22 protein-coding genes are annotated in these 15,852 nt (G+C 42.7%); 16 read left to right on the top strand and 6 right to left on the bottom strand.

Going from position 1 to position 15,852, the window contains the following annotated elements:
• The first annotated feature begins 4 nt into the window (after positions 1-4).
• The 14 genes from AC0C66_RS13165 (at position 5) to AC0C66_RS13100 (ending at position 9,783) form a co-directional block, all read left to right on the top strand.
• Positions 5-982, top strand: a complete 978-nt coding sequence (locus tag AC0C66_RS13165; protein ID WP_072182458.1) for an XkdQ/YqbQ family protein — start codon at positions 5-7, stop codon at positions 980-982.
• A complete protein-coding gene (locus tag AC0C66_RS13160; protein WP_014113486.1) occupies positions 982-1,248 on the top strand; it encodes a DUF2577 family protein in 267 nt (88 codons plus the stop codon). The genes AC0C66_RS13165 and AC0C66_RS13160 overlap by 1 nt, the downstream gene beginning before the upstream one ends.
• A 56-nt stretch (positions 1,249-1,304) precedes the next feature.
• A complete protein-coding gene (locus AC0C66_RS13155) occupies positions 1,305-1,730 on the top strand; it encodes a DUF2634 domain-containing protein (RefSeq protein WP_041905131.1) in 426 nt (141 codons plus the stop codon).
• Positions 1,723-2,769 carry a baseplate J/gp47 family protein gene (locus AC0C66_RS13150; protein WP_072182459.1) on the top strand — a complete coding sequence of 349 codons (1,047 nt, stop codon included), beginning with the start codon at positions 1,723-1,725 and terminating at the stop codon, positions 2,767-2,769. Before AC0C66_RS13155 ends, AC0C66_RS13150 begins: the two co-directional genes overlap by 8 nt.
• A complete protein-coding gene (locus AC0C66_RS13145) occupies positions 2,753-3,331 on the top strand; it encodes a YmfQ family protein (protein WP_044445109.1) in 579 nt (192 codons plus the stop codon). Before AC0C66_RS13150 ends, AC0C66_RS13145 begins: the two co-directional genes overlap by 17 nt.
• On the top strand, positions 3,328-3,600 hold the full coding sequence (locus tag AC0C66_RS13140) for a hypothetical protein (RefSeq protein ID WP_061187291.1): 273 nt from the start codon (positions 3,328-3,330) through the stop codon (positions 3,598-3,600). The genes AC0C66_RS13145 and AC0C66_RS13140 overlap by 4 nt, the downstream gene beginning before the upstream one ends.
• A 2-nt stretch (positions 3,601-3,602) precedes the next feature.
• The gene (locus tag AC0C66_RS13135) at positions 3,603-5,711 is read left to right on the top strand and encodes a terminase (protein ID WP_072182460.1); all 2,109 of its coding nucleotides are present in this window, start codon (positions 3,603-3,605) and stop codon (positions 5,709-5,711) included.
• A 12-nt stretch (positions 5,712-5,723) separates the two neighbouring features.
• Positions 5,724-6,053 (top strand): XkdW family protein, encoded by a 330-nt coding sequence (locus tag AC0C66_RS13130; protein ID WP_072182461.1) that lies wholly within the window; start codon positions 5,724-5,726, stop codon positions 6,051-6,053.
• The gene (locus AC0C66_RS13125) at positions 6,050-6,214 is read left to right on the top strand and encodes an XkdX family protein (RefSeq protein WP_072182462.1); all 165 of its coding nucleotides are present in this window, start codon (positions 6,050-6,052) and stop codon (positions 6,212-6,214) included. Before AC0C66_RS13130 ends, AC0C66_RS13125 begins: the two co-directional genes overlap by 4 nt.
• Before the next feature lie 44 nt (positions 6,215-6,258).
• Complete coding sequence (xepA, locus tag AC0C66_RS13120) at positions 6,259-7,098, top strand: phage-like element PBSX protein XepA (protein ID WP_072182463.1); 840 nt, start codon at positions 6,259-6,261, stop codon at positions 7,096-7,098.
• A 52-nt stretch (positions 7,099-7,150) separates the two neighbouring features.
• A complete protein-coding gene (locus AC0C66_RS13115) occupies positions 7,151-7,420 on the top strand; it encodes a hemolysin XhlA family protein (RefSeq protein WP_014113495.1) in 270 nt (89 codons plus the stop codon).
• Positions 7,421-7,432: 12 nt separating this feature from the next.
• Entirely contained in the window at positions 7,433-7,696 is a 264-nt protein-coding gene (locus AC0C66_RS13110; RefSeq protein ID WP_061187296.1) for a phage holin, read from the top strand.
• 12 nt (positions 7,697-7,708) lie between these two features.
• A complete protein-coding gene (locus AC0C66_RS13105) occupies positions 7,709-8,605 on the top strand; it encodes an N-acetylmuramoyl-L-alanine amidase (RefSeq protein ID WP_072182464.1) in 897 nt (298 codons plus the stop codon).
• Between the two features lie 86 nt (positions 8,606-8,691).
• On the top strand, positions 8,692-9,783 hold the full coding sequence (locus AC0C66_RS13100; RefSeq protein WP_072182465.1) for an acyltransferase family protein: 1,092 nt from the start codon (positions 8,692-8,694) through the stop codon (positions 9,781-9,783).
• Here AC0C66_RS13100 and spoIISC read toward each other — a convergent pair.
• The 6 genes from spoIISC to steT all read right to left on the bottom strand — a co-directional run bounded on the left by spoIISC (position 9,780) and on the right by steT (position 14,268).
• On the bottom strand, positions 9,780-9,932 hold the full coding sequence (spoIISC, locus tag AC0C66_RS13095) for a three component toxin-antitoxin-antitoxin system antitoxin SpoIISC (protein WP_120698819.1): 153 nt from the start codon (positions 9,930-9,932) through the stop codon (positions 9,780-9,782). The genes AC0C66_RS13100 and spoIISC overlap by 4 nt on opposite strands.
• Before the next feature lie 85 nt (positions 9,933-10,017).
• Entirely contained in the window at positions 10,018-10,188 is a 171-nt protein-coding gene (gene spoIISB, locus AC0C66_RS13090) for a three component toxin-antitoxin-antitoxin system antitoxin SpoIISB (RefSeq protein ID WP_003239095.1), read from the bottom strand.
• Positions 10,188-10,934: a toxin-antitoxin-antitoxin system toxin SpoIISA gene (gene spoIISA / locus AC0C66_RS13085; RefSeq protein WP_061187299.1), complete on the bottom strand. Its 747-nt coding sequence runs from the start codon at positions 10,932-10,934 to the stop codon at positions 10,188-10,190. Before spoIISA ends, spoIISB begins: the two co-directional genes overlap by 1 nt.
• Before the next feature lie 109 nt (positions 10,935-11,043).
• Complete coding sequence (locus tag AC0C66_RS13080) at positions 11,044-12,045, bottom strand: inorganic phosphate transporter (protein ID WP_088679479.1); 1,002 nt, start codon at positions 12,043-12,045, stop codon at positions 11,044-11,046.
• 12 nt (positions 12,046-12,057) lie between these two features.
• Positions 12,058-12,675 (bottom strand): DUF47 domain-containing protein, encoded by a 618-nt coding sequence (locus AC0C66_RS13075; RefSeq protein ID WP_014113501.1) that lies wholly within the window; start codon positions 12,673-12,675, stop codon positions 12,058-12,060.
• A gap of 276 nt (positions 12,676-12,951) precedes the next feature.
• Entirely contained in the window at positions 12,952-14,268 is a 1,317-nt protein-coding gene (steT, locus tag AC0C66_RS13070; protein ID WP_072182467.1) for a serine/threonine exchanger, read from the bottom strand.
• Positions 14,269-14,652: 384 nt separating this feature from the next.
• Between steT and AC0C66_RS13065 the strand changes: the two genes are divergently transcribed.
• Positions 14,653-15,603: a ring-cleaving dioxygenase gene (locus AC0C66_RS13065; RefSeq protein ID WP_072182468.1), complete on the top strand. Its 951-nt coding sequence runs from the start codon at positions 14,653-14,655 to the stop codon at positions 15,601-15,603.
• Positions 15,604-15,703: 100 nt separating this feature from the next.
• Positions 15,704-15,850 carry a hypothetical protein gene (locus AC0C66_RS13060; RefSeq protein WP_120698821.1) on the top strand — a complete coding sequence of 49 codons (147 nt, stop codon included), beginning with the start codon at positions 15,704-15,706 and terminating at the stop codon, positions 15,848-15,850.
• The last annotated feature ends 2 nt before the right edge of the window (positions 15,851-15,852 follow it).

Below are 15,852 nucleotides of genomic sequence, written 5' to 3'. Positions count from 1 at the left end.
TATGATGATTGAACTGTTCGTCATTAAAGACACAGAGTGGCTTGAGCTGGTTGCAGAAAGCGTATCGCTGGAAGGCCACCGTTATCAGGCGCCGCGCTCCATTGAAGCGACCATCGTCATCAAACAGGGCGATCAGACGTATTACAGCGTCACAGAAGGAGATACGGTCTTATTTAAGTGGAAGGGAAAAGAGCTTTTTCGGGGCATTGTTTTTGCAAGAACCCCGGACGAGCATACGCTTGCTTTCAGCGCATACGATATGCTTCAGTACCTGGTCAAAAATCAGGATGTGTACGTGTTTTCCAATCAGCGTGCTGATCAGATGATCAAAAGGATCGCCAACGATTTTCAAATACCGACGACCTTGATTGCGAATACACGCCATACGATTAAAAGCCTAGTCATTAAAAATGATACGACCTTGTATGACATCATACTAAAGGCGTTGAAACAGACGAAAAGCCAGACAGGCCGACATTATCAGCTGTATTCGGAAAAAGGAAAGCTCGGTCTGCGCGCTTGGCCAGATCCGTCAGAGGTATGGGTGCTGGAAACGGGCGTCAATATTACGGGCTACCAATACAGCACTTCTATAAACGACACTGCCACACGGGTGGTGCTCCGCCGGCAGAAGGACAATAAGACGTATAAAACGTCTGCCAAGGACAGTTCAGGCTTAAACAAATACGGTGTGCTTCAATATACAGAAACGGTCACAGATGACATCAACCAGGCACAGCTTCAGCAGCGGGCAGATGTGCGCCTTGCTGAAAAAAAGGGCGTGAAAAAAGAACTGAAAAATATTCAGGCAGTCGGCATCCCGGAAGTGCAAAGCGGCTTGCCTGTCTATATTTCCATTCCGGAGGCCGGGATCAAGAAAACCTACTGGGTAGATACGGACCGGCACGAGTTTAAAGGAACGAAACATACGATGACCATTGATGTTGTCGAAAAGAATACGATGCCGGAAGGAGTTTCCTGATGAGATTGAGTGAGGCTATTAAACATTTGGCCGTTGGTGCAGTTGACGCTGAGTCTCCGGTGGAGCTGCTGCCGGCTGAGGTGGTTTCGGTTTCTCCAGTTGAAATCAAATTAAAAGAAAACAGCAAACTGATCATACCGGCTGACGCCATCATCATCCCAAAACGAATGCAGTCCGGAGGAGAAGATGCACTCGAGCCGGGGGATCGCGTCATGACCGCGGCTCTGACTGGCGGGCAATCGTTTTTTATTTTAGATAAAGTATAGACAAACCGCTTCGCATGAAGGGGTTTTTATTTAGCTTGTAAAAAGGAGTGGGCATCATGGCCCTGACACCAGAAGTGGAGTTTGAGGATATCGAAGATGACAGCGAAGTCATTGAAACCTCTACAACATACAAAATAGATTTTGAAAACGGAAGAATTACAAATGAACTGATTACCGGACTTGAAGCGATCAGACAGTTCGTATATATCGCCTTACAAACAGAACGATATGCGTACTCCGTATACAGCCATAATGTCGGAAATGAGCTTCAGGACGTGCTTACAGATCATGAAACGACTGATGCCTATAAAAAAATGGAGATTCCGAGGCTGATAGAAGAGGCACTGGTTTATGACGACCGGATATCTGCTGTAACCGATTTTGAGATAGAAAAACAAGGCGATGCGTTTCATGTTTCCTTTTTGGTGGAGACAGATGAAGGGACGCTTGAGATTGAGGAGGTGATCGGCGAAGATGTTTGAAGATCAGACCTTTGAAGAGATTATGGAGCGTATGCTGAACAGCATCTCCGCAGATATTGACACAAGAGAAGGCAGCGTCATTTATAATGCCTTAGCTCCGGCGGCAGCCGAGCTTGCGAAGTCATATATATGGCTGGATACAGTGCTTGAGCTAGTCTTCTCTGATACCGCGCAAGGCGAATTTTTAGACCGGCGTGCAGCGGAAGCGGGGATTGAACGGACAGCCGCGACAAAGGCGGTCAGAGCGGGAGAGTTTACGTCTGGGATTACCATTCCTGTGGGCTCCCGCTTCTATGTGGATAATCTTTATTTTCAATATACGGCGGACGGGACGCTCATCTGTGAAACACCTGGTGAAGCAGGAAACGCCAATCTGACCGGACGCAATTTACTGTCGCTGGATACCATTCCCGGATTAGAAACAGCCATTGTCAAAGAAATCCTGATCCCGGGGCGAGAGGAAGAAGGAGATGACAGCTTAAGAGAACGGTATTTTACAAGGGTTCGGCGCGAGGCTGTCAGCGCTAACAAAATGCACTATAAAGAGTGGGCTGAAGAAGTGGACGGTGTTGGAAAAGCAAAGATCTTCCCGCTTTGGAACGGAGACGGCACGGTCAAAATTGTCGTCACGAATGCGAATCTTGAGCCGGCTTCCAATATCTTAATTCAAAAAGTGAAAAACTATATCGACCCTGAACCAGGACAAGGGGAGGGGCAGGCGCCAATCGGAGCCGTTGTCACAGTAGAAAGCGCCGTCTGGAAGGAAGTTGAGATTTCTGCCGAAGTGCTGCCTGAGATCAATCACTCAATTGATGAAGTGAAGTCAGAAATTGAAGAGGGCGTTTTAAATCTCTTTAAAAAAATGGCGTTCGAAGACAACGTCATCCGCCTTTCTCAAATTAACAATATCGTCTATAATTCACCGTCAGTCAGTGATTATTCCAATATTAAAGTCAACGGCACCTCCGAAAATTTGGTGCTGAGCGACGTGGAAATTCCTAAGCTGGGGCAGGTGAAGATCATTGAGCAAACAAGATGACATGACAGCGTATCTGCCTCCGTTTCTCACCAGCCTTAAAGAAATGGCAGAGCTGCTGAAAGCGGAAGCGCCTGAGTTTGATAAACAGAATAACAGCATATTTGATCTGACGGATCAGCTATTTGTACCGACAGCGACATGGGGGCTCAGCCGCTGGGAAAAGATTTTAAACGTGCCGCGGGAATCAGGTGACACTGATGAAATCAGACGATTGCGGCTCATTTCAAAAATGTCGAACATCCCGCCAGTCACCTACAGGGCCATTGAACAGGCCGTGAATCGTTTCTTGAAAAACCCGTCTGCACAGGTCCGCCTGCTGCCCGGCGAATACCGATTTACCGTAGATATCAATGTTGATGACCTTCAGCACATGAATGAACTGATCGAAGCCATCGAAAACATGAAGCCCGCTCATTTGGCGTATACGCTCAGAGGCGGATTAAATGAGGCGATTCAAATCAAAGATACAGTCATCCTGAATCACCGCAGATACCGAACAGCCAGTGAGCTGAAAGTCGGTTATTCTGTCACCCTTAACAACAATGAGGTGGTTTTAACTTGATTTCAACCATATACAGAGAACGTACAGCTGCTGATCTAAAAAGCAGAATTGATCACGTGCTGCTTAACGGACAAAAAACAGAAATAGTAGAGCTCTCCATTGACGGAGCGACAGTCACCGTTCTGACAAAACGTGAGGAAGACATCAAGCATATCGAAACGGTACAAATTTTTGACGAACTGGGCAACATCATTACAGAAAGAAAAACAGACCTGGACGTCAGCGAAAACAGAACACTCGATTTCAGATTTACTTTTGAGGTGGTGTAAACATGGCATACGAAGAAAAAACAGACTGGCTTCCGGATGACCCAATCAACGAAGATGACGTCAACCGCTGGGAAAAAGGAATAAAAGACGCCCACACAGACCTGGCCGCCCACAAAAACGACATGAACAATCCCCATAACACAACTAAGGCACAAGTCGGGCTGGGGAATTTGGATAACGTGAAGCAGGCGGCGAAAGAGGATTTTGACCAGCATGAGCAAGATCAGGTGAGGCATATTACAGAGGACGAAAGAGTGACTTGGAATGGAGCGCAATTGTCCAAAATATCCGCTGACAATGGGCAGCCGATGTTTAACTTAACAACTGATTTCCACACAGAGCTTCAAAATTACCCGACATTGACGTATTTCTCATATGATAAAACAGCAGCAAATGCTCCACCTAGTGGAGGTCGAGGATTCTGGACGTGTAGTATTGGGAAAACATATGGGCACGTAATAGTAATGACTAATGATAATAAAACGTTTCGTAAATCGTTAGCTAATAATAAGTGGTCGGATTGGATTGAATTGGAGAATACTGAAGGAGCACTAAAGAAAGTTAATGTTCATGAGGGGAAGTCGGACATACACGTCACACTAGCAGATAAAGACAAGTGGAATAACAGCCAGCTTTTTAAAGTCACAGCAGACAACGGCCAAGGAAAACTATACTTAAGCGAAACAGATGATTTTCATAAAATTGTTCCGCAGAACACTGGAATGGTTCATTTTGCCTCTGCGCCAAATACGGTGAATGGTCCAGGCACTTCAGTCAGGGGTTTATGGACAATTAATGCGACTGGGAATTACGGGCAAATTATCGCTTTTGATAATGCTAATAAAACGTATCGAAAAACGATATCAGGAGGAAACTGGTCAGATTGGGTTGAATTAGAGACAACAGCTGGGGCAGAGGCGAAAGTATCTAATCATGCGAAAGACTCTACCGCGCATATTACTGTAGGGGAACGAAATAAGTGGAATGCTGGTCAGTTGTCTAAAATTACAAACGATGCAGGTGGAGTTTATATTTCAATAGGCGATACTGATGATTTTCTTAGTAAAATTGTAAAATCTGGTGAGAGATTTGGGACTTTCTATTCTACTGGCAAGCCAACTAATGCGCCCTCTACAATATCAACTAGAGGATTTTTTCATTTTACAGCAACTGATAGTAATGGCAATGGAACTTTCGGATACGTAGTAGCTATTGATTATAGGAATAATATGTTTACAAATTATGTTGATGGTAATTTAGGTTGGCAAGGGTGGAATAAAATTGAGACTGAAAGCGATGCTCAAACAAAGGCTGATAAATCCTTAGCTGATGCAAAAAACTACGTAGATACAAACTATTCAAATCAAAAATTAACTATTCTTACAGGTTCTAATGCAATTCAAGACGCAAGAACAGCGGGGGATGTCTACCCATCAGGGGTTACTTTGATGGATGTTGGTCAAGAAAACACAACAGGTTATCCAGGTAAGATGGGTTTTGTAAAAAATGAAAAATATAATAATTATCGTTTCACTCAATATTTTTACAATAATGGTAATGTTTCTTACTCTTATGCTGGAACTGGTATTTGGGTTCGTCAATGGTATCCTCAGTCTGGATGGACAGAGTGGCAAAAAATTTCAGGATTTGCTCATGCAAATGTTGGAACTACCGGAAAACAGCTATTGAACAAAGGGGAACATCAAAAAATCATCTTTAACAGAACGATAAAAGACAGCCATAAGGCATTTGACACTAAAAATAGCAGATTCATTTGCCCGAATAACGGAATGTTTTTGGTGAATGCAGGGCTCTATATTGAAAGTGTTCAGAGATATGCAAACTATGAGATGGAAATATATTTGAACGGAAAAATTTATAAAAATATAGGTCATTATAGAAATAGTCCAGATGATCCATCAGATAGTAAACAATTTAACATAGGAATTTATGGAGCTGCAACAGTTCCAGCTAATGCAGGTGACTATATTGAAATATACTTATATGTAGGTTATGACGGAGATGTTCAGCGCTATATAACTGATAGTTCAGGCTGGTATAACTACTTTGATATAGCAGAATTAGGAGGTCAGAATTTCCCTACATTATAGGAGGTACTTAAAATGATATTATACGACGCAATTATGTACAAATACCCTGACGCTGTGCCAAGAAAGGATTTTGAACTAAGGAATGACGGCAATGGTTCATATATTGAAAAATGGAACCTGCGCGCCCCAATCCCAACTCAAAAAGAACTTGAATCCTGGTGGGAAGAGCTACAAAAAAACCCACCGTATGAGCCGCCTGGTCAGGTGGAGCTTCTCGCTCAGGAGTTGTCACAAGAAAAGCTGGCTCGTAAGCAGCTAGAAGAGCTGAACAAAACTTTGGGGAGCGAACTGGCAGATATAAAGCTCTCATTACTTTCTTTGAAAGGAGAACATGCTGAATGAATTATTGGGTGCTTGCCCTCCATTATGAGTGGGCGACAACGGATATGGTGAAACAGGCTTTAGCATATCAAGACTGTTCAATTGAAGATTTGGCAGAGGGTGTGAACAAAAAGCTGATTACATCTGACCAGTATAAAGAAATTACCGGTAAAGCCATGTAAGGCTTTTTTATTTTGCCTGTTTTTAGATCAAAAGGAGGATGAAGATGGTGAAGTATCAATATGAATTTCCTCTCGATAAGACTGGAAAAGCCGGAGCTGTAAAGCCCTATAGAGGAGAAAAAAATGATTTTGTGACACCTGTTTCGAACTTGTCAGGTGTCGGGGAGATTTTAACAAACGCTGCCTTAAAGGCGACTGAGGCATACAGTCAGCTCGGGCAAGACAGGCTGGGTGCAGTTCTGATTTCGAAAGTGAAGGGATGGGCGTATGCAGATCGTGAAGGCACGCTCTTTATAGAAGAAAGCGACAATAACAATGCTTGGACAACGACAGCAACAGTTAATGTCGCAGCGGGTGTCCTGACAGCGACAGACTGGGTGTACCTTTCTAAACGCTATTACCGCTTTCGTTATGTGAACGGGAACCTTCAGCAATCAGAGTTTGTATTATACCAATCAGTCGGCGCGGGAGAAATGGACGTGCGTGTACATGAAAAAGCCCCTTTGCAGATAGACTTTTCGGAGATTCAAACAGGCGATGGACGGCTAAAAGTAAAAGCCAGCCAAACGTTTGACTTTGTCTTTCATGAAAATGCCGAGTCCGCCGGCGAGGGTGCCGCTTTACCAGTGGACGGTGCCGCGCATTTACTCGTTGAAGTATACGGCACAGCGGAAACGAGTGAGGTGAAATTTTGGGGGAAATCAGTGTCAGGACAGAAACTTCCGATCAGAGGCGTGAAATCTGATGATGCGTCCTCAGCCTCGAGTACGTTAAGTAAAGCTGAGGCGTGGGCCTTTAATATTAAAGGGTTTAAGGAGATCATCATGGAGATCGCCAGTATCACCGGCGGGACTCTTTCGATAAAAGGAACCGTGGTTTCATAACCATTTCGGCCCTCGGAAGGGAGGTGATCCGCATGTAAAGGAGGAGTGAGTGATGCAGCAAGAGATAGATGTAAATGTGGTTCAGCAGGATTTAGCAGACATGAAAGGTGAGCACAAAGCGCTGGAGCAGAGGGTTTCCGTATTAGAACGAGTGTCTGACCGGCAAGATCAGCAAATCATGACGCTGAACGAAAAATTAAACAAAATTGATGAAAATACAACGTGGATTAAACGCACCATCACAGGTGCCATCATTACAGCAGTATGCACAGGGATCATTGGCGGAGCCATCGCCATTATGTACAACCTGCTGCAGCATTAAAGGGGGATTTTTATGAAAACGTTTGACAAAGGCACGGTCATTAGGACGGTGCTTCTTTTGGTTGCATTAATCAACCAGACCATGCTGATGCTTGGCAAATCACCATTGGACATTCAAGAGGAGCAGGTCAATCAGCTTGCTGACGCTCTTTATTCTGCCGGATCTGTCATTTTCACAATTGGAACGACACTTGCCGCTTGGTTTAAAAACAATTATGTAACAGAAAAAGGGAAAAAACAGCGTGACTTGTTAAAGGAAAACAATCTGACCAAATAAGGAGAGAGCTAAATGGTAAACATTATTCAAGACTTTATTCCAGTTGGTGCAAATAACCGTCCAGGCTACGCAATGACGCCGCTTTACATTACAGTGCACAATACAGCGAACACTGCAGCCGGAGCGGATTCTGAGGCGCATGCCCGCTATTTGAAAAATCCTGATACGGCGACAAGCTGGCATTTTACAGTTGATGATACAGAAATTTATCAGCATCTGCCTTTAAATGAAAACGGCTGGCATGCAGGAGACGGAAACGGCAGCGGCAACCGGGCTTCTATCGGAATTGAAATTTGTGAAAATGCGGATGGAGATTTTGCGCAAGCAACAGCAAATGCCCAGTGGCTTATTAAAACGTTAATGGCTGAACACAATATCAGCCTCGCTAACGTTGTACCCCATAAGTATTGGTCTGGGAAGGAATGTCCGCGCAGACTATTGGATACGTGGGATACATTTAAAGCAGGGATTGGGGGAGGCGGCAGCCAAACTTACGTTGTGAAACAAGGTGACACGCTTACATCCATAGCGAGAGCGTTCGGTGTTACTGTTGCTCAGCTGCAAGAGTGGAACAATATCGAAGACCCGAATCTCATTCAGGTCGGTCAAGTGTTAATTGTAAGTGCGCCATCGTACGCTGAAGAACCAGAACTCTATCCGCTACCTGACGGCATTATCAAACTAACAACGCCTTACACCTCAGGAGAACACGTCTTTCAGGTGCAAAGAGCATTGGCGGCCCTCTATTTTTATCCTGATAAAGGAGCTGTTAACAACGGAATTGACGGCATTTACGGACCGAAAACAGCTGATGCAGTTGCGCGTTTTCAGTCTGTTAACGGTCTAACCGCCGACGGTATTTACGGGCCAGCGACAAAAGCGAAGATCGCAGCACAATTAGCTTTGTAAAGAAGTGTTTTAATAAGTAAACATTGACAACTGTCACTAGAAAAACCATACTAAATAGTGAATTTTTATATTTAGGTGGTAATTCTGTGCAAAAAGATATTAAATTAAATAATGTCAAAGGCGTATTAATATTTTCTGTAGTGTTTGGTCATCTATTAATTGCAAGTAAAAGCGGGCTGGAAAATATGATTGAAATTATTTATTCATTTCACATGCCTGCTTTTATTTTCTTGAATGGTTATTTTTCTAAAAGGCCATCAATCAAAAAAGTGCTCAATCTGATCCTATTATATGTTATTTTTCAAACCTTTTACTGTGTGTACCGTTACTACGCAGGTAACTTTTCTGTCATTCAATTTACTTATGGAAGACCGCATACTCATTTATGGTATATTGTCAGTCTGTGCAGCTGGTATGCATTAGCTATTATTCTCAAGAAAATAAACGGCAGAAACATCTTAAAAGCGGTGTTGCTGATTTTATTGCTCGTGCTGAGCTTTTTTTCCAGGCTTTATGCAGATCAGATTGTAGAATTTATTAAAATTTACTATAGCAATATGCATACGCAAACGCTGTCTATATTAAGAACTTTTGTTTTTCTTCCATTTTTCTTGGCTGGCTTTTATTGTTCTAGGGATCTCATGAGTAAAATATACCGTTCATTAGACAAATTTAAGTTTAAACTGTTTTCTACTTTAGCTGTCTCTGTATTGGTATTCATCACATTAGATTTGCATCATGATAAATTTGATCAGCTGTTTTTTGGTTTTCTTGGCTACCAGAAGTTCCATATAGAAAATCATAGTTATACAGGGATTGTATTCTTTCATTATTCCTTAGCTGTATTAGGCACTTTCTTATTATTAAATGCAGTAGGTGCTGGCAAAAACAAATTGACTCAATGGGGAGAAAACTCACTTGCGATCTTTTTATTTCATATGATCTTTGTCTTCCCGCTATTTACTCATAATAGCTGGTTAAACGAGCAAAACCCTGATACGCGATTGATTTTATGTTTTACGATGGCATTAGGAATAACGTCTCTATTTGGATCGCGCGCATTTAACCGGATAGTGAAATATATAATCTATCCAATGAAGTATTTAGAAATCATTTATGCACGGCTCCTAAATCAAACAGTTAAAAATGATGAAAATAAAAAGCGACATATTGTTTAATTGTCGCTTTTTTTTGTTCGTTTTTTTAGATGCTTTAATACCGTGGCACTCCGCTCTCTCACCCGAAGCGAATACCCGGAAAGGCCAAACTTTCCGTAATCAACAAACTTCACACGCCTCACCAATTTTTTCACTGTATCACCTGACAATATCCTCTGTTTGTTTTATTATATGTAACCCTTATAAGAAAAGGAATAAGGACAAGAGCTGTTTTCTCTTGTCCTTTTAGTGTGATCATGCTTTTTTTCGTTTATACTCGTCAATCAGCCGTTCGTTTTCTTTGAAGATTCTTGCAGTATGCGGACTGACTTGATAGCTCGCGACACTGGTAGTTGAACGTTTTTTCAGGATTTTAAACGGCTTCGCCGCTCGGGGCTCGCATCCGTTTTGAAATGCGCGTTCCATTATCCTTCACCTTCCTCCTCAATTGGCAGCACTAAATCATATATGCTTGTTAATGATGTGAAAAGCAAATAATCAAATTCCGTGACAATGCTGTCAGACGTCAGCTTGATGACGTAATTCTGTGTCTCGATGGTAAAAGGGATGAGAACCACTTTTCCGTATTGGTCGTAATAAACATCCTTTCGATCAAGCCGAGTTTGCACGTCTGCCGGATCGTCCATATGCTCGGTTAACCGGTCTTTATCAGCCTGTGTCGAATAGTGACAAAGGGAGGCCGTTAAGTTCATTTTATCGGCATAGGTTTTCAGCAGTTTATCAATACCTTCAGCATATGCTTCTATACTTCCATAATAAACGTGGATCGGTTCGTTTTTCAATAGGTATTGGTATGTTTTCAGCCGATTGAGATACATGTGGAGCATTTCGTTGTTTTCTTCGAGGATTTCTCTTGTGTCTGTTTCCAGTTCGCTGCCGGCCAGTTTTTTGACGTATGCGCTTAAGAAGATGAAAGCGTCAATTAAAGCAAAACTGACGGCGACAATGAGATACCGTTCCCAGTGAGTAAACAGGGAAGAGGAATCATATGTCCAGTATACCATAGCGCCCAGAACAAACAGCAAATACCATGTTTTCCGGATGGCGGACATTTTTTCTTTGACCTTCGATTCGAAACGCCATGTGGCATACACGTATAAGCCCAATCCGGCCATTATGCACCAGACCATGATCTGAAAGAATAAAAGCATACATCAATCCCTCACATCTGAAATAGGTTCTGCTTATTGTATTCGAGAGATACGGCTGGTTTTCCTGTTCCATCAAAAAAACCGCTCCTTTGACAGAAGCGGTGTAACATTAAAAAATCATATTTAAAATAAAGTAGGCAATGGCACCAAGTGTCGCTGAAATCGGAAGCGTGATGACCCATGTAATGAGCATCCGCTTGGCCGTACCCCAGTTTACGCCTTTTACCCGGTGTGACGCGCCGACGCCAAGGATTGATGAAGAAATGACGTGGGTTGTACTGACCGGCAAATGAATAAATGTGGCGCCGAAAATAATAGCTGCACCGGTTAAGTCAGCAGAAACACCGTTTACCGGACGAATTTTCATGATCTTTCCGCCAACGGTTTTGATGATTTTCCAGCCACCGATTGATGTTCCAAGACCCATGGCTGTCGCGCAGGCGAATTGCACCCAAGTTGGAATATCGTTAGACGAAGTATGTAAATTCGCTGTAATGAGAGCCATTGTGATAATTCCCATTGCTTTTTGAGCATCGTTTGTTCCGTGTGTATACGATTGCAGGGCAGCTGTTACAATCTGCACTCTGCGGAATTGCTTGTTCGTTTTCGCCAAATTGCTGTCTTTGAAAATCAGCTTGACGATGCTGTAAAGAATAAACCCAAGGACAAAGGCAATAATCGGTGAAAAGATAAGTGCTTCAATGATTTTAATGAATCCCTTATAATTTAACGCAGCAAATCCGGCTGACGCAATGGCGGCACCGGCAATAGCTCCGATGATGGCATGAGATGAGCTGCTTGGGATGCCGTAGTACCATGTGATCAGGTTCCAGGCAATCGCAGCGATTAATGCAGCCAAAATTACGACAGAGCCATTTTCTAATGTATAAGGGTCTACAATGTCTTTCGTAATGGTTTTGGCAACACCTGTAAATGTCATTGCTCCGATAAAGTTCATCACAGCCGCCATTATAATGGCATGGCGCGGTTTCAGCGCTTTTGTCGATACTGAAGTCGCAATTGCGTTCGCCGTATCATGAAACCCATTGATGAAATCAAACGCCAGAGCACAAATGACTATTAGTATCGTTAATATTAATAGAATATCCATTTTAACCCCTCGTTACGCGTTTTTCATAATGATGGTTTCAAGATTATTGGCAACACTTTGGCAAGAGTCGGCTATTTCTTCAAGCGTTTCGTAAATTTCACGATATTGAATGACTTTGATCGGATCTGTTTCATTTCCGAAAAGATTCTTTAATGATTTTCTGTGCAGGTTGTCACAGCTGTGCTCATACTCTTTAATTTTGATCGCGTGAGGCTGAATATCCTTTAAGCGGTTTTCTGCCAGCAGCTCAATTGTAATTAAAATTTCTTTGGCACATTCTCTGATGTATCCGCTGAATTTATCGATATGCTCGTCTGATGAAGTAATCGAGAAAATCTCCATCATGGCAGAGAAGTGTTCGATTCCGTCGAGCACATCATCCAGGCTGTTTGTCAGCTGAAGGATATCTTCGCGTTCAATAGGAGTGATGAACGCTTTGTTAAGCTCTTTAATCATGACATGAACATGATTGTCACCTTTTGTTTCAAATTCTTTTAACGTATCTGCGAATTCTTTAAGCGTCGTTTGGTTTGTGACCTTAAAGTTCACAAAATATTCGGCAGTTTCGTCTATATTTTTTGCGATTTCTGTTAAAAGGAGTGAGAACTTATCTTTTTTTCTTCTTATCATTAAAAACCCTCCATAGTTTGAATGAGACAATGCACACATCAAATTATTATATAGCCTTTTGTCGAAAAAAAACAGGTTAAGTCGAAAAAAACACGGCTTGACTTTTTCAGCAAATCATGTCCACTTATTTTGGCCTACTTCGGTTTAAAAAAACGACCCAAGTTTGCACAATCTTTCTGCTTAACGTAAAAAGTATATCAAAAGTTGTATTTTTCCTGTCAACTTTTATCTTCTGTTTCACCAAAAAACGGTTCCCTAAACAAGGGAACCGTTTTATCAGCTTGCTTTTCGTTTTTTCATCCAGTAGTAAACAGGCAGTCCGGCAAGGCCGATGAGGATGGATAAACCGCAGCTCAGTGTATCTGTAATGAGTGTGCTTCCTAACACAAAGAATGAACCTGCGATGGCCAAAATCGGCATGAATGGGTATAGCGGAACACTGTAAGCGCGCTTTTCTCCCTTTGTTCGCTTGCGGAGGATAAATACCGCAAAAAAGGCCATCACATAAAAAATGTAGATCATGAAAATAGAGATTTCCGAAAGCTTATCAGGGTTGCTGATCAGCATCAAAATCAAAGCCACGGCAATTTGGAAGGAAATCGCAATCCATGGTGTGCGGAACGTCGGGTGTACTTGTGACAATTTTTCAGCAAATGGAAGTTGTTTGCGTTCTGCCATCGCAAATGATACACGCGGGAAAGAAAGGACCTTTCCGTTTAAGCAGCCGAAGATGCTGACAATAATCCCGACACTGATCAGCTTTCCGCCAATTGACCCGAACAGCATGGTGGCAGCAGTGCTTGTCGCATTTTCACCAAGTGTGACAATTTCGTTCGCAGACAGGATGTGAAGCAATGCAAAATTAATGAAAATATAGATGGCTGTTACGATTAATAATCCGCCCGTCATTGCGCGTGGCAGCAGCTTTTCGGGATTTTTCATTTCTCCGCCGAGAGCGGCCAGAAGAATCCATCCGTCGTAAGCAAACAATGTAGCCAAAATCGCTGCTCCGAAATTCATATCGGCAATGCTTTCATTTACTGCTGTGAAGATGTGCTGATCGCCTTTCCAAAGGCCAAAGATGATGATGCATGCAATCGGAATCAGCTTTCCGACCGTTGTCAGTGTTTGGACAAAGCCGCCGTATTTTGTACCGATAATATTAATGACACATAAAAAGAGAACTGCTATAATTCCGATTACTTTTGATAGTCCAGATCCCCAGCCGAAAAGATTGGCCATTAAAGATCCAAAATATAAACCCAGCGCACCGATAATCGCCGGACCGTAAATGATAATCTGCACCCAGCCGCACAAAAATCCCCAAAACTCGCCGTATACTTCCTCAAGGTACGTATAAAGCCCGCCGGTTTTTGGAATCTGCGTTCCGATTTCCGCGATTGTCAAACCGCCTGCCAATGTTAAAATACCGCCTAACAGCCAGGCGAACAGCGCTGTCTTTGAATCACCTGAATAAGCGAGCACAGCGCCAGGCTTCATAAAAACACCTGAACCGATAATGGTTCCGATGACAAGAGTAAGGGCAAACAAGAGGCCTATCTCTTTTTTCAAACCGTTGTCTTCAGTATGCATGTCCTTAACCTCCTATGATGTTGAAGCTTCATGAGAAGAATCTTTTTTCATATTGTAAACCCTATTTTAGAAAAGTGAAATAAAATAAATTTTCTGATTTTCGATATTTGCTTTGTTTGTGGTTAGTAAACCTGTGAAAACGTCTGATTTAATAAGTGATAAGCGAATGAATATATGGTTTTGTAGTTAGAAAGTTCGTGTTTTTCGGGCGGGATTTAACCGAAACTGAGGATGCGATGAGAACCCAGCAAAATAACGAACCTTCGCTGAAGCTGATATGTTGACTTTCCCATGCGAATAAAATACCTTGTAATTAGAACAATAAATATACAACTATGATATAATATCTCGAAATCGAGATAAAATGACCTGGAGGGACAGTATATGAAAGTCAATGGCATTCACCACGTGTCGGCATTAACGGCCGACGCACAAAAAAACTTAGATTTCTATAAGAAAGTATTAGGATTAAAACTTGTCAAAAAATCCGTCAATCAGGATGAACCGACAATGTACCATCTGTTCTACGGAGATGAAGTGGCAAATCCGGGAACTGAGCTGACGTTTTTCGAGATCCCCCGCATTGCGCCGTTTCATGCGGGAACAAACAGTATTTCTTCTATTGGTTTGCGCGTTCCAAGCACAGAAGCCCTGCATTACTGGAAAGAACGTTTTGAAGAGCATCAGGTGGCGCATAGCGGCATCACCCAAAGAGCGGGACGTGACATATTGGCATTCCAAGATCATGAAGGACAGCGCCTTGTGCTGACTGCTGATGAGAAAGGAAAAGGATATGGCCTGCCTGTTAAACAAGGCGACATTCCAGAAGAATTTTCGTTTCGCGGGTTAGGGCCGGTTGAACTGACTGTGCCATATGCTGAACCAACCTTACACGTATTGACGAATATTCTTGGATTTACAGAAATCAACCGTGAAACAGTCGAAGGACAAGGAACCGCCGTTATTTTGGAATCTGGAGAAGGCGGTGCTGCAACGGAAATCCATTTAATAGAAAGAAACGATCTTCCCCGCGAGCGCCAAGGCAAAGGAAGTGTTCACCATGTTGCATTTCGGGTAAGAGATGAAGAAGAACTTGCCGGGTGGCACCAGATCATCAGCCGGGAAGGCTTTAGCAATTCCGGCATCGTTGAACGCTACTACTTCAAGGCGCTGTATTTCAGAGAGCCGAACGGCATTTTGTTCGAGTTATCAACTGACGGTCCGGGCTTTATGGTTGATGAAAACCTTGATGAGCTCGGCCAAACGATCGCACTTCCGCCGTATCTTGAGCATCGAAGAGCTGAAATTGAAGCAAAACTAAAACCGATTCAATAAATTGTAATTGATTTGCCTTCCGGCGCTGCCGGAAGGCTTTTTTTAATATCGTCATACATTTTGACATGAACAGGATGGCTTATTGGGGAGGAAATATCAGATGCCGATTGGGAGAAATGGCTTAAACCCCGTTGTATATATGGGCGATTGGCATGAAATGGTCTCGGCAAAAATATTGTCTTTGTTTATTAATAGTTTATTCATATTTGCTTGTTACACTATTTCAAAGTTAGACAAAAAGGAGTGAAA

This window comes from Bacillus sp. VA13 (assembly GCF_055710085.1).
This window is presented reverse-complemented; position numbering and strand designations above follow the sequence as displayed.